The organism is Rhodococcus sp. NPDC060090 (assembly GCF_042729855.1).
Classification (GTDB): Bacteria; Actinomycetota; Actinomycetes; order Mycobacteriales; family Mycobacteriaceae; genus Rhodococcus.
Window position 1 is genome coordinate 81933 of sequence record NZ_JBHWXB010000020.1, and the last position, 13309, is coordinate 95241.

Below are 13309 nucleotides of genomic sequence, written 5' to 3' on the forward strand. Positions count from 1 at the left end.
CCGACGGACACCGGTGTGCCTGTCCGGTCGCGTCGCACCGAGCGCCTAGACTCGTCGGTGCCCACAGACTTTCCGGGAGAGGCACGCGTGGCTGACTCGTTCGTTCATCTGCACAATCACACCGAGTACTCGATGCTCGACGGCGCGGCCAAGCTCGCCCCACTGTTCGCCGAGGCGCAGCGGCTCGAGATGACGGCGGTCGGCATGACCGACCACGGAAACATGTACGGCGCCAGCGAGTTCTACAACTCTGCGACGAAGGCGGGCATCAAGCCGATCATCGGGATCGAGGCGTATGTCGCACCCGAGTCGCGGTTCAGCACCAAGCGTGTGAAGTGGGGCGATCCGAGCCAGAAGTCCGACGACGTGTCGGGTTCGGGTGCGTACACACACATGACGATGGTCGCCGAGAACGCCACCGGATTGCGGAATCTGTTCAAGCTCTCGTCGCTCGCGTCCATCGAGGGGCAGTTCGGCAAGTGGGCCCGAATGGACGAAGAGCTCATTGCTACGCACCACGAGGGGATCATCGCGACCACCGGCTGCCCGTCGGGTGAGATCCAGACGCGTTTGCGCCTCGGTCACGATCGCGAAGCCCTCGAGGCGGCCGCGAAATGGCAGGAGATCTGGGGTAAGGACAACTTCTTCCTCGAACTGATGGACCACGGCCTGTCGATCGAACGCCGCGTCCGCGAAGGACTCCTCGAGATCGGCAACAAGCTCGGAATCCCGCCGCTGGCCACCAACGACTGCCACTACGTCACCAAGGACGCCGCGGAGAACCACGAGGCGCTGCTGTGCATCCAGACCGGTAAGACCCTGTCGGATCCCACCCGCTTCAAGTTCGACGGCGACGGCTACTACCTCAAATCCGCGCAGGAGATGCGCGAGTTGTGGGACAGCCAGGTGCCCGGCGCGTGCGACAACACCGTGCTGATCGGGGAGCGGGTGCAGTCGTACAAGGAGGTGTGGGAGCACCACGACCGGATGCCGATCTTCCCCGTGCCGGAAGGGGAGACGCAGGCCAGCTGGCTGCACAAGGAAGTCATGCGCGGCCTCGACCGCCGGTTCCCGCACGGGCCTGTTCCCGAAGAGTACCTGCGGCGCGCCGAGTACGAGATCAGCGTCATCAACGAGATGGGTTTCCCCGCCTACTTCCTCGTCGTCGGCGACCTCATCAACCACGCCAAGGATGTCGGCATCCGAGTCGGCCCCGGTCGAGGCTCGGCAGCCGGATCGCTCGTCGCGTACGCGATGGGCATCACCAACATCGATCCCATCCCGCACGGGCTGCTGTTCGAGCGATTCCTCAACCCCGAGCGCGTGTCGATGCCCGATATCGATATCGACTTCGATGATCGCCGTCGCGGCGAGATGGTCCGCTATGCCACCGAGAAGTGGGGCAGCGACAAGGTCGCCCAGGTCATCACCTTCGGCACCATCAAGACCAAGGCTGCGATCAAGGACGCGGCACGCGTCCAGTTCGGGCAGCCGGGCTTCGCCATCGCCGATCAGATCACCAAGGCGCTTCCGCCGCCGATCATGGCCAAGGACATCTCCGTGTCCGGGATCACCGATCCGAGCCATGAGCGGTACAAGGAAGCCGTCGAGGTTCGATCGCTCATCGACTCGAATCCCGATGTGAAGAAGATCTACGACACTGCACTCGGGCTCGAAGGCCTGATCCGCAACGCGGGTGTGCACGCGTGCGCGGTCATCATGTCGTCCGAACCGCTCATGGACGCGATTCCGCTGTGGAAGCGCGCGCAGGACGGCGCGATCATCACGGGCTGGGACTACCCGTCGTGTGAGGCCATCGGCCTGCTGAAGATGGACTTCCTGGGGCTGCGCAACCTCACGGTCATCGGCGATGCAATCGAGAACATCCGAGACAACCGGGGGATCGAACTCGATCTCGACGAGTTGCCGCTCGAAGATCCGGCCACGTACGAGTTGCTCGCGCGCGGCGACACGCTCGGTGTGTTCCAGCTCGACGGCAGTGCGATGCGCGACCTGCTGCGACGTATGCAGCCCACAGGTTTCGAGGACATCGTTGCGGTGCTCGCGCTGTATCGACCCGGCCCGATGGGCATGAACGCGCACAATGACTACGCCGACCGCAAGAACGGTCGTCAGGACGTCAAGCCGATCCATCCCGAGCTCGAAGAGCCCCTGAAGGAGATTCTCGCCGACACCTACGGCTTGATCGTGTATCAGGAGCAGATCATGCAGATCGCTCAGAAGGTGGCGGGCTACTCGCTCGGTCAGGCCGACATCTTGCGCCGTGCGATGGGCAAGAAGAAACTTTCGGTGCTCGAGGAGGCGTACGCGGGCTTCCGTGAAGGCATGTTGAAGAACGGTTTCTCCGAGCCGGCGATCAAAGCGTTGTGGGACACGATCCTCCCGTTCGCCGGATACGCATTCAACAAGTCGCACGCCGCGGGCTACGGTCTCGTGTCGTTCTGGACGGCATATCTGAAGGCGAACTACCCCGGCGAGTACATGGCCGGACTGCTCACCTCCGTCGGCGACGACAAGGACAAGGCCGCGGTCTACCTGTCCGACTGCCGCAAGATGGGCATCACGGTGCTGCCACCGGATGTCAACGAATCGCACACCAACTTCACGTCGGTGGGTGAAGATATCCGGTTCGGCCTCGGCGCCGTACGCAACGTCGGCGCCAACGTTGTGGCGTCGATCGTCAAGGGCCGTCAGGAGAAGGGGCGCTACACCGACTTCTCCGACTATCTCGGCAAGATCGACACGGTCGCGTGCACCAAGAAGGTCACGGAATCACTGATCAAGGCGGGCGGGTTCGACTCGCTGAAGCACCCCCGCAAGGGGCTGATGCTCGTCCACGCCGACGCGATCGATGCCGTGATGAGCACCAAGAAGGCCGAAGCTATCGGACAGTTCGACCTGTTCGGAGGGGCCGATGCGGACGAATCGGTGGCGTCGGTGTTCAACGTCCGGATCCCCGACGAGGAGTGGGACAGCAAACACCTCCTCGCCCTCGAACGGGAAATGCTCGGCCTGTACGTCTCCGGGCATCCGCTCAACGGTGTAGAGCACGTCCTCGCGGCCCAGGCCGACACACCGATCCCGGCGATCCTCGAGGGTGGCATCAAGGACGGCAGCCAGGTGACGGTGGGTGGCATCCTCGCCTCCGTGAACCGCCGTATCAACAAGAATGGTCTCGCGTGGGCCTCGGCGCAGCTCGAGGATCTCACCGGCGGTATCGAGGTCCTCTTCTTCCCACAGTCGTACTCGGTGTACGGCATGGACGTCGTCGAGGACTCGGTGGTGCTCGTCAAGGCGCGCGTGTCGATCCGCGACGACCGGATCTCACTGATCGCCAACGATCTGGCGGTGCCGGATCTGTCTCAGGTGGGTGTGGCCAAGCCTGTGTCGGTGGCGATGCCGACCCGGCTGTGCACCCCCGACAAGGTCGGTGCCCTCAAAAACGTGCTGAACCGGCACCCCGGCACCGCAGATGTCCATGTGCGACTGATCACCGGCAGTAAAGTCACCTTGCTCAAGGTCGACGACAGTCTGCGTGTGGAGCCGTCGTCGGCGTTGATGGGCGATCTCAAGGCGTTGCTCGGCCCCGGCTGTCTCGCGACCTGAGGTCGGGGCGGCGGAGGCTACGGGGAGGTGCGCCGGTAGTACGCCAGGCGCACCCACCACGTGACAGTGGTGACCGCCGCGGCGGTCAGAACAGCGGTCTGCGCGATTCCGGTGACGACGAGCAGAGCCACCAGGATCACGAAGCCGACCGCGAGTGCCTCGAGCTTGTAGAGCGGCCATTCGGTGCCGGCGATGTCGACACCGGCCACTCGGGTGGCCCTGCGTGTCGGCAGGTCGAGTGTCATCATGCGAATGCACCTCCGGTCGCGGACAGTCTTTCTTCAGGGTAGGCGCATAGAAGAATTCGGGTCAACGAACTCTTGGACCCGCGTGTGCCGAATCACCACACGGTGTTCACTGGATGCATGCCTCTCACCGGAGAATACGAACCCAGTCCGTCGAAGTGGGCCGCCGATCAGGTCGAGGCCTACGAGTCCTCGGGCGGTACCGCAGGCACCACCCTCGCCGGCAAGCCCGTCGTCATCCTCACTACACGCGGCGCCAAGAGCGGCAAACTGCGCAAGACCCCGCTGATGCGCGTCGAACACGATGGCGAGTACGCGGTCGTCGCCTCGCTCGGTGGAGCACCGAAGCACCCCGTCTGGTACTTCAATGTGGTGGCGAACCCGCAGGTCGAACTACGCGACGGCCCCGATGTACACGACATGGTGGCGCGCGAGGTGCACGGCGACGAGAAGGCGTTGTGGTGGGAGAGAGCAGTCGCAGCATTTCCCGATTACGCCGACTATCAGAACAAGACCGACCGGCAGATCCCGGTCTTCGTCCTCGAACGGAAGTAGGCGCACGATGGCGGCGCGCACCGTTGCGGACCAGCTCGTCGGCCAGCTCGTCGATGCCGGCGTGCGCCGGATCTACGGGATCGTCGGCGACAGCTTGAATCCCGTCGTCGACGCCGTGCGCCGCACCGGCGGTATCGCGTCGGGCGGGATCGACTGGATCCATGTGCGCCACGAAGAAGCGGCGGCATTCGCTGCTGCGGCGGATGCGCAACTCACCGGTGAGCTGGCGGTGTGCGCCGGCTCGTGCGGACCGGGCAATCTGCACCTGATCAACGGACTCTACGACGCGCACCGCTCCGGAGCTCCGGTGCTCGCCATCGCGTCGCACATCCCGTCTGCCCAGATCGGCTCCGGATACTTCCAGGAAACCCACCCCGATCGACTGTTCGTCGAATGCTCGACCTACACCGAGCTGATCAGCGCTGCCGTGCAGGCTCCACGGGTCGTACACAGCGCGATGACGCACGCGCTCGCGGGGCCCGGCGTCGCCGTGGTCACATTGCCCGGCGACATCGCGGCACTGCCCGCGGAAGGAACATCGCCGCGTCTCATCAGGACAGGTGCACCGACCGTCGTGCCCGCGGACTCGGACGTCCGAGCACTGGCCGAGGCAATCGACGCGGCAGACAAGGTGGCGATCTTCGCCGGGGCAGGCGTTCGCGGTGCACGCGACGAGCTCCTCGACCTGGCAGACACGGTCGGGGCGCCGATCGGCCACAGCCTGCGCGGCAAGGAATGGATCCAGTACGACAACCCGTTCGATGTCGGGATGACCGGCCTCCTCGGCTACGGCGCAGCCCACGACGGCATGCACGGCGCCGACCTGCTGCTGCTCATCGGCACCGACTTCCCGTACGACCAGTTCCTTCCCGAGGTGCGCACGGCACAGATCGACATCGACGCAAGCCGGCTCGGCCGTCGTACCGAGCTGGATCTGGCGGTGCACGGCGATACCGCCGCGACCCTGCGTGCCTTGACACCGTTGATCCGCCGCAAGACCGATCGGAAGTTCCTCGACCGGATGGTCGAGCGGCACCGCGGCCTGATGGAGAAAGTGGTCGGTGCGTACACGACGCCGGTCAAACAGCGGAAACCGATTCATCCCGAGTATGTCGCATCGATCCTCGACGACATCGCGGCCGACGACGCCGTGTTCACCGCCGACACCGGCATGTGCAACGTGTGGTCCGCCCGGTATCTCAATCCGAACGGACGTCGCCGTTTTCTGTCGTCCGCGTTGCACGGATCGATGGCCAACGCGCTGCCTCATGCGATCGGCGCCCAGTTCGCGGCTCCCGGCCGACAGGTTGTCTCGGTCAGCGGTGACGGCGGCCTGTCGATGTTGCTCGGTGAGTTGATCACCGTGATCATGCACCGGCTGCCGATCAAGATCGTTCTTTTCGACAACGCGACTCTCGGCATGGTGAAACTCGAAATGCTCGTCGACGGCCTCGCTGACTTCGGAGTCGACGTTCCGGCGGTCGACTACGCGCGGGTCGCGGAGGCACTCGGATTCTTCGCGCGCCGGGTCGAAGATCCGGCCGAGGTGGAACAGGTGCTGCGAGACGCATTCGCGCATCCTGGCCCGGCACTGATCGATGTGGTGACCGATCCGCTGGCCCTGTCACTCCCACCGACCATCACCGGTGAACAGGTGAAGGGCTTCGCGCTGGCCATGTCGAAGATCGTGATGAACGAGGGGGTGGGTGAAGCGGTGAAAATGGCGAAGTCGAATCTCCGCAATCTTCCCCGGCCTTCACAGTTCGGCACCTGACCGTCTTCCAGGGGGTCCGTTGGTGGGCCCGGGCAGCGAGTGGCAGCATTGACCGGTGACCTCCACCTCGCGCACAGCCGAACCGACCGACATGACAGCCGTACCGACTGCGGCCGATATCGACGCGGCGGCGGAGCGAATTGCGCCTGCGGTCTCACCCACCCCCCTCGAGCACAGCCCCCGCTTGTCGGCCCTGACGGGCGCGAACGTCCACCTCAAACGCGAAGATCTGACGCGTGTACGTTCGTTCAAACTGCGGGGCGCCTACAACGCGATGGCCCAGCTCGACGACCGCGAGCGCGCTGCGGGTGTTGTGACGGCGAGCGCAGGCAATCACGCGCAAGGTGTCGCGTACGCGTGCCGGGCGATGGGGATCGAAGGTCGCATCTATGTGCCTGCGCGTACCCCGAAGCAGAAGCGTGACCGTATCCAGGTCCACGGGGGCGGGTTCGTCGAGCTGATCGCCGTCGGCGACACGTTCGACGCGGCAGCCGGTGCCGCTGCCGACGACGCAGAGCGCACCGGAGCAACCATGATCCCGCCGTTCGACGATGTGCGTACCGCCGCAGGGCAGGGCACCATTGCCCGCGAGATCGTCGAGCAGCTCCCGGGCGATCTGGATGTCCTGGTCGTGCCGGTCGGTGGGGGAGGTCTGATCGCGGGGATCGCGGCCTACCTGCGCGAGCGCTCTCCCCATACCGCGATCGTCGGTGTCGAACCCAAGGGTGCGGCGTCGATGACGGCCGCGCTCGTCGCCGGTGGACCCGTCACGCTGCCCGAGGTGGAGCCGTTCGTCGACGGCGCCGCCGTGAAGCGGATCGGCGACGTCCCGTACGCCGTCGTGTCGCAGCTCGGCGCCGAGGTGGTCTCGCACTCGAGCCTCCCGCTCGTCGCGAGCCTGCGCGCTGAAGGTCTGGGTCACGCGCCCTTCGGCATGACCCAGGTCGACGAAGGCGCGATTTGCACGTCGATGCTCGAGCTCTACCAGAGCGAGGGCATCATCGCAGAGCCCGCAGGCGCACTGGCGGTTGCCGCTCTCGAGGGCCTGTCGATCGAGCCGGGAGCGACGGTGGTGTGCCTGGTCTCCGGTGGCAACAACGATGTGTCACGGTACGGGGAGATCATCGAGCGGTCCCTCGTGCATCGGGGCCTCAAGCACTACTTCCTCGTCAACTTCCCCCAGGAACCGGGAGCGTTGCGACGTTTCCTCGACGAGGTCCTCGGACCCGACGACGACATCACCCTGTTCGAGTACGTCAAACGAAACAACCGCGAAACGGGTGCGGCGCTGGTCGGTATCGAACTCGGTGCAGCCGAGGGTCTTTCGGCACTCCTGCATCGCATGGACGCCTCACCGATCGAGGCGAGCCGCCTCGAGCCGGGATCACCTTCCTACCGCTACCTCACGTAGGGTCGATCCTCACCAGGGCATGCACACCAGCCAGGGGCCGAACCAGAAGCAATCGGGACGCCAGTGATTGCCACGGTCCCAGTCGTGATGACGCCCGTGATCCCAGTCGTTGTGCCCGCGGTCGCCCCTCTTGTGATCGTTCCCGTGGTCGCGTCGGTGGTCGTCCCACCCGCGGTCGCGGTGATTGACATCGACGACACCGGGGGACGTGTCGGTCACCGGAGCTGCGGTGGCCACACCTACGGGTGTGAGGACAAGAGCTGTGGTGAGAAATGCGCTCGCCAGTACTTTCTTGGCTTCCATGACGATTCACCTCGAAAAAATTCGGCAGTATCCCTGACGGTACGCGCGTTCTCGAAGTCGGATCAAGGGCGGTGGTGCGTACAGAACGGCAACGAGAACTGACTGTTCGGTCAAGCGGCCGTGGGGGATTCGAGTATCACGAACGAGTGCCCCGGAACCAGCACCGCGGACTGGGTGCGGTTGACGACGGGGTCGTCCCACCAGAGGATCGGGCGACCACCGACGGGTACGGTCACCGGATCGTCCCCGAGGTTGCATACGACACGAATGACACCGCGATACAACACAATCCAGCGCTCGTCCTCGTCGTATGTCACCTGGAGGTGCTCGAGCCAGGGGTCGGTGAGTTCGGCACGCGCGCGGCGCAGGCCGATCAACCGGCGGTAGCAGTCGAGGAGTCGTGCGTGCTCGGGTTCGGTACGCTCGTCCCACTCGAGGGTGGATCGGCGGAAGGTCTCGGGATCCTGAGGGTCGGGCACGTCGTCGGTGTCCCAGCCGTGCTCACCGAACTCCCGGCGGCGCCCCGCGACGACGGCCGCGGCGAGATCGGGTTCCGGATGGGACGTGAAGTACTGAAATGGCGTGCTCGCGCCCCATTCTTCACCCATGAACAGCATCGGAGTATAGGGCGAGGTGAGCACGAGCGCAGCTTTCACGGCGAGTTGTCCCCGGTCGAGATAGCCTCCGGGTCGATCGCCTCTGGCCCGGTTACCCACCTGATCGTGCGTGCACGTGTAGGCGAGCAGCGCACTCGCGGGCACCCTCCGCACGTCGAGCGGACGGCCGTGCACGCGGCCGCGGAACGACGAGAACGTACCGGCATGGAAGAAGCCGTGCCCGAGGGTGCGTGCCAGGCATTCGAGTGATCCGAAATCGCCGTAATAGCCCTGCCTCTCGCCGGAGACTGCGGCGTGGATCGCATGGTGGATGTCGTCGTCCCACTGCGCGTGCAGGCCGTATCCTCCCGCGGAACGCGGCGTGATCGTTCGCGGATCGTTCAGGTCGCTCTCGGCGATCAGGCTCAGGGGGCGACCGAGGTGGGCAGACAGACGCAGAGTGTCGACCGACAGCTCCTCGAGAAGGTGCACGGCGGTGTGATCGACGAGCGCGTGGGTGGCGTCGAGCCGCAGTGCGTCGATGTGGAACTCGCTGAACCAGCGCAGGGCGTTGTCGATGATGTAGCGGCGTACCTCGCCGGACCCGGGACCGTCGAGATTGATGCTCTCACCCCAGATTCCCGGTTTCTCCGACACGTAGGGGCCGAATCGGCCCAGGTAGTTTCCGGACGGGCCCAGGTGGTTGTAGACGACGTCGAGCGCTACGCCGATACCTCGGGCATGGGCTGCGTCGACGAACCGCTGCAGTGCGTCGGGACCGCCGTACGGCTCGTGTACGGCGTACCAGAGCACGCCGTCGTAGCCCCACCCATGAGGGCCGTTGAATGCGTTGAGGGGCATCAACTCGACGAAGTCGATTCCGAGAGCCACGAGATCGTCGAGGCGTTCGATCGCGGCGTCGAGGGTGCCCTCGTCGGTGAACGTGCCGATGTGCAGTTCGTACAGCACGCTTCCGGTGAGTTGACGTCCGGTCCAGGTGTGATCGGTCCAGGCGTCGGGGTCGAGTTGGTGTAGCTGCGACGTTTCGTGCACGCCGTCCGGCTGGCGCGGCGAGCGGGGATCGGGGAGCACGGCGTCGTCGTCGAGTGCATAGCCGTACCGTGCGCCGGGGGAGACCTCGACATCGGCGCGCCACCAGCCCTTGTCGTCACGGCGCATCGGATGGAGTTCGCCGTCGACATGGAGACGAACCGACGCGGGAATCGGAGCCCAGACCTCGAAGGTGTGCACGAGGCCCAGCATGCCCCTTCCGTGCGGGGAACGCAGCGGATTTCGGGTGCATCAGCACTGCAGTCGATACTGCTACGCTGACGTCGATGTCCGCAGCCAGAAGAACGTACAGCTCACCGTTGCGGGAAGAAGCAGCGCGCCGTACCCGCATCACGATCCGAGATGCCGCCGCGACACTGTTCGAGCGGAACGGGTATGTGAGCACCACAGTCAAGCAGATCGCCGACGAGGCGGGTGTCGCAGTGCGGACGGTGTTCACCGCTTTCCCCGACGGCAAGGCCCAGCTGTTCCGGGAATCGCTCGACGCCGCGGTCAGCGTCGACCCGGCCGTCGCCGACTCCGATGAGCCCGTCGCCGGCATACCCCGATCACCGCTCGCTCTCGGAGCCGCAGCCGCGGTCGTCGACCAGGTGGTGGGGTACGGCGCGGCGATGCTCGAACGTGCCGGCGGCCTTCTCATCACGTCGATCGAGTCGTCGGGTGCCGACCCCGATATGAAACGGTTCGCCGAGGACGACGCTCGCGCCACCGCCGAGAATGCTCGTACCCTCGCCGAAGGTCTGCACCGCAGCGGATGGCTGCGCGACGACGTCACCGTCGATCACGCGGCCGACGTGCTCTACACGCTCAGTTCGCCGCAGGTGCACGCATTGCTGCGTCGCGACTGCGGATGGGACGTCGACGGGTATCGCGCGTGGCTCGCCGACACCCTCCGATCGACTCTGTTGCGCTGACGGTCCCGGACTACCGGCCACCTGCTGCATCCAGGTACAGCCAGGTGCCGTCCTCCCGGACGAATCGGCTGTTCTCCTGCATGACGTGTTCCTGCACGACACCGCCGCGGCCGTTGTCGACGTAGTGCGCCCGGAATTCGACCGTGCCTTCGGTGTGCAGGAAACCACCGCCCGTGGTCCGCAGTACCTCGAGGCCCGTCCACCTGGTTCCGGAATCCAGCTCGAGGGAATCCGGTCGCGCCGAGGAATGCCAGGTCCGCAGCAGGTAGGGAGCGTCGCCGAGTACGAAGGCCGTGTACCGCGACCGCATCAGGTCTTCGGGGGTCGAGGCGGCGGCACCACCGTCGAGAAATCGTCCGCAGCAGTCGGAGAGGCGGATTCCGCGCCCACACGGGCACGGCATGTCGGCGGCGGGCTTCTGGTCGCGTTGTCGGCTCACCGGTCCATTGTTACCGACCGTGTACCGGTCCATTGTTACCGACCGTGTACCGGTCCATTGTTACCGACCGTGTGGCACGCTGCGGGTGTCCTTGCCGAACACACGGTGTGGGCGCACGATTGACCTGTGTGCAGGAGACCTCGGTGAGTAACGCACTCGACCCACGTCTGACCTACCTCGACGAGCACGGACACCAGCACCACGTGGTGTTGACGTCGTCGACTCCGCGGGTGACGGTCGGCCGCGCAACGGAAGCCGATGTGGCGTTCGTCGGCGACGAGGAGGTCTCGCGCCTGCACGCGGTGGTCGAGTGGCTCGGCACCCACTGGACGATCCTCGACGACGGGCTTTCTCGCAACGGCACTTTCGTCAACGGTGAGCGCATCGCCGGGCGTCGGCGGTTACGTGAGGGCGACAGCATCCGCATCGGCTCGCACCGGCTGCGTTTCCAGCAGATCGGGGCGGGACCCGACGAGTCGACCCGCATGGCCGCAGAGCTACCGACGGTGAATTCGTTGACGGACACCCAGCGCGCGGTGCTCCGTGCACTGTGCCGTCCGTACAAGCACGGTGTGGCCTTCGCGTCGCCCGCATCGAACCAGGCCATCGCCTCCGAGCTGTATCTCAGTGTCGACGCCGTGAAAACTCATCTGCGGACACTGTTCGCGAAGTTCGGGGTCGAGGATCTGCCGCAGAATCGCAAGCGGGTGCGCCTCGCCGAACTTGCGATGCACACCGGTGTAGTCAGCGAACGCGATCTGTGACGGCTGGGTCTGCTGGGTCTGCTGGGTCTGATAGGACCCGGGTCTTATCGGACCGGTATGACGCGCTCTGCGAGACGCGCGAGGGCACTGGCCACCACGACGGGATGCTCGACTGTGACCGAATGACCCGCACCTTCGACGCACACCAGTTCCGACTGCGGTAGTCGTGAGGCCACACCGGCGGACAGTTCGAACGGCGTCCACTCGTCGTGCGATCCGCACAGCACCAGCGACGGAAGGTGGGTCAGAACGGAGAGGGCCGCGGCTTCGTCCAGCACCGCGAAGCAGCGGAGGAAACCGGCCATGGTGACCACCGACGTGTCGCTGCGCAGCAACGTGAGCAGTGTGAGCAACCAGGATCCGGGCGTCGTGGCGGGTGTGCGGCGATGCAGCGCCCCGGCCACGGGCAGACCCACTCGGGCACCCCACCGCGCCACCCGCTGGGTGATGCGGGGCGCCCGGGACACAGCCCGGCGGAACAACTCCACCGCCGGGCTGTGCAGGTACCGCCCGAGCCCGGAATGTGCGAGATCGTCGGCAGCCGTGGAGATCAACGCGACCCCCACGACCCGGGTGCCGATGTCGGTCGGATGCTGACGTGCGTACGACAGGATCGCCATGCCGCCCATCGAATGCCCCACCAGCACGACGGACTTGTCGGTGACAGCGTCGAGTACGGCGCCCAGATCGCGCCCGATCTGATCGAGGGTGTAGGTCTCTGCGGGTGCTCCACCGGACCGGCCGTGGCCACGATGATCGAAGAACACCATCCGTACCGGGCGACCCATCGTGAGGGACAACGACTGACGCAACCTAGACCAGGTGTCGGTGTCGTGGCAGTGCCCGTGTACGAATACGAACGTCGGTTCAGCGGTGTCGGGGCCCGCTTCGGTGACCGCGAGGGGGACCCCGTCGTCGGCGTACACAGTGGTGCGCCGAAGACGTGTCGAGTAGTGGATGGCGGACATGTATCGAGGGTCCGCGGCGCCGAGATTCGGTGCGAGACTCCCTGTCGGTAGAACCTGAAAACCGGGATAGGCGCCTTTTTACCCTTGGGGTGGTGGACAATCCCGATATGCATTCGCAGCGCTATGTCGGGGTCGTCGGTCCGGGTGAGGCGACGCCCGAACAACGGCGGATCGCTCGTCAGGTCGGCGGACTGCTCGCTGGTCGCCGGGCGGTCGTCGTCACCGGCGGTCTCGGCGGGGTCATGGCCGCCGCGTCGCGTGGAGCGATCGAGGCGGGTGGGACCACACTCGGGCTGCTGCCCGACGATGATCGGATGGTAGGAAATCCGTACTTGACGGTGGCGGTCCCCACCGGCTTGGGGGAGATGCGCAACGCCCTGCTGGTGCGCAGCAGCGACGCGCTCGTCGTCGTCGGCGGGAGCTGGGGCACGATGAGCGAGATCGCGTTGGCGGTGCGTACCGGCGTTCCCGTCGTGTCGATCGGAGGCTGGAAGATGCCTGCGGGCGGCGTCCTCGACGTCGAATCACCGGGGGAAGCGGTCGAGTGCCTGCACGCATTGCTCTGGCGCAAGGACGCATGATCCGGCCCACCTCGACGCGCGATGCCCGCCGACATGTCGGCGGGCATCGCGCGTCGAGGTG

12 protein-coding genes are annotated in these 13309 nt (G+C 65.6%); 7 read left to right on the forward strand and 5 right to left on the reverse strand.

The window, feature by feature from the left end:
- Positions 1–87 precede the first annotated feature (87 nt).
- Entirely contained in the window at positions 88–3627 is a 3540-nt protein-coding gene (gene dnaE / locus ACFWCF_RS23155; RefSeq protein WP_378566555.1) for a DNA polymerase III subunit alpha, read from the forward strand.
- Between the two features lie 17 nt (positions 3628–3644).
- Here the strand turns inward: dnaE and ACFWCF_RS23160 are convergent, their stop codons facing one another.
- Complete coding sequence (locus ACFWCF_RS23160) at positions 3645–3875, reverse strand: hypothetical protein (RefSeq protein WP_378566558.1); 231 nt, start codon at positions 3873–3875, stop codon at positions 3645–3647.
- Between the two features lie 117 nt (positions 3876–3992).
- On the opposite strand from ACFWCF_RS23160, the gene ACFWCF_RS23165 reads away from it, so the two are divergent.
- The 3 genes from ACFWCF_RS23165 (at position 3993) to ilvA (ending at position 7612) form a co-directional block, all read left to right on the forward strand.
- Positions 3993–4427, forward strand: coding sequence for a nitroreductase family deazaflavin-dependent oxidoreductase (locus ACFWCF_RS23165; protein WP_378566561.1), 435 nt, complete (start codon positions 3993–3995; stop codon positions 4425–4427).
- Between the two features lie 7 nt (positions 4428–4434).
- Positions 4435–6201 carry a pyruvate dehydrogenase gene (locus ACFWCF_RS23170; RefSeq protein ID WP_378566564.1) on the forward strand — a complete coding sequence of 589 codons (1767 nt, stop codon included), beginning with the start codon at positions 4435–4437 and terminating at the stop codon, positions 6199–6201.
- Between the two features lie 91 nt (positions 6202–6292).
- The gene (gene ilvA, locus ACFWCF_RS23175; RefSeq protein WP_378566603.1) at positions 6293–7612 is read left to right on the forward strand and encodes a threonine ammonia-lyase IlvA; all 1320 of its coding nucleotides are present in this window, start codon (positions 6293–6295) and stop codon (positions 7610–7612) included.
- Positions 7613–7621: 9 nt separating this feature from the next.
- Here the strand turns inward: ilvA and ACFWCF_RS23180 are convergent, their stop codons facing one another.
- Together ACFWCF_RS23180 and treZ are read right to left on the reverse strand one after the other, a co-directional pair.
- Positions 7622–7915, reverse strand: coding sequence for a hypothetical protein (locus tag ACFWCF_RS23180; protein ID WP_378566567.1), 294 nt, complete (start codon positions 7913–7915; stop codon positions 7622–7624).
- A gap of 110 nt (positions 7916–8025) precedes the next feature.
- Complete coding sequence (gene treZ, locus ACFWCF_RS23185) at positions 8026–9762, reverse strand: malto-oligosyltrehalose trehalohydrolase (protein WP_378566606.1); 1737 nt, start codon at positions 9760–9762, stop codon at positions 8026–8028.
- Between the two features lie 86 nt (positions 9763–9848).
- Between treZ and ACFWCF_RS23190 the strand changes: the two genes are divergently transcribed.
- Positions 9849–10496, forward strand: coding sequence for a helix-turn-helix domain-containing protein (locus ACFWCF_RS23190; RefSeq protein WP_378566570.1), 648 nt, complete (start codon positions 9849–9851; stop codon positions 10494–10496).
- A gap of 10 nt (positions 10497–10506) precedes the next feature.
- On the opposite strand, the gene ACFWCF_RS23195 is transcribed toward ACFWCF_RS23190, so the two are convergent.
- The gene (locus ACFWCF_RS23195; RefSeq protein WP_378566609.1) at positions 10507–10899 is read right to left on the reverse strand and encodes a YchJ family protein; all 393 of its coding nucleotides are present in this window, start codon (positions 10897–10899) and stop codon (positions 10507–10509) included.
- A gap of 179 nt (positions 10900–11078) precedes the next feature.
- Between ACFWCF_RS23195 and ACFWCF_RS23200 the strand changes: the two genes are divergently transcribed.
- Complete coding sequence (locus ACFWCF_RS23200; RefSeq protein ID WP_378566573.1) at positions 11079–11699, forward strand: FHA domain-containing protein; 621 nt, start codon at positions 11079–11081, stop codon at positions 11697–11699.
- 44 nt (positions 11700–11743) lie between these two features.
- On the opposite strand, the gene ACFWCF_RS23205 is transcribed toward ACFWCF_RS23200, so the two are convergent.
- A complete protein-coding gene (locus ACFWCF_RS23205) occupies positions 11744–12667 on the reverse strand; it encodes an alpha/beta fold hydrolase (RefSeq protein WP_378566576.1) in 924 nt (307 codons plus the stop codon).
- Between the two features lie 41 nt (positions 12668–12708).
- Here ACFWCF_RS23205 and ACFWCF_RS23210 point away from each other — a divergent pair, with 41 nt between their 5' ends.
- Complete coding sequence (locus ACFWCF_RS23210) at positions 12709–13248, forward strand: TIGR00725 family protein (RefSeq protein ID WP_378566612.1); 540 nt, start codon at positions 12709–12711, stop codon at positions 13246–13248.
- Positions 13249–13309 lie beyond the last annotated feature (61 nt).

Bases quoted from the DNA above. Each gene is read 5' to 3' on its own strand.
- ACFWCF_RS23160 (WP_378566558.1), bottom strand. From the start codon at position 3,875: ATGATGACACTCGACCTGCCGACACGCAGGGCCACCCGAGTGGCCGGT.
- ACFWCF_RS23165 (WP_378566561.1), top strand. From the start codon at position 3,993: ATGCCTCTCACCGGAGAATACGAACCCAGTCCGTCGAAGTGGGCCGCC.
- ACFWCF_RS23170 (WP_378566564.1), top strand. From the start codon at position 4,435: ATGGCGGCGCGCACCGTTGCGGACCAGCTCGTCGGCCAGCTCGTCGAT.
- ilvA (WP_378566603.1), top strand. From the start codon at position 6,293: ATGACAGCCGTACCGACTGCGGCCGATATCGACGCGGCGGCGGAGCGA.
- ACFWCF_RS23180 (WP_378566567.1), bottom strand. From the start codon at position 7,915: ATGGAAGCCAAGAAAGTACTGGCGAGCGCATTTCTCACCACAGCTCTT.
- ACFWCF_RS23190 (WP_378566570.1), top strand. From the start codon at position 9,849: ATGTCCGCAGCCAGAAGAACGTACAGCTCACCGTTGCGGGAAGAAGCA.
- ACFWCF_RS23195 (WP_378566609.1), bottom strand. From the start codon at position 10,899: ATGCCGTGCCCGTGTGGGCGCGGAATCCGCCTCTCCGACTGCTGCGGA.
- ACFWCF_RS23205 (WP_378566576.1), bottom strand. From the start codon at position 12,667: ATGTCCGCCATCCACTACTCGACACGTCTTCGGCGCACCACTGTGTAC.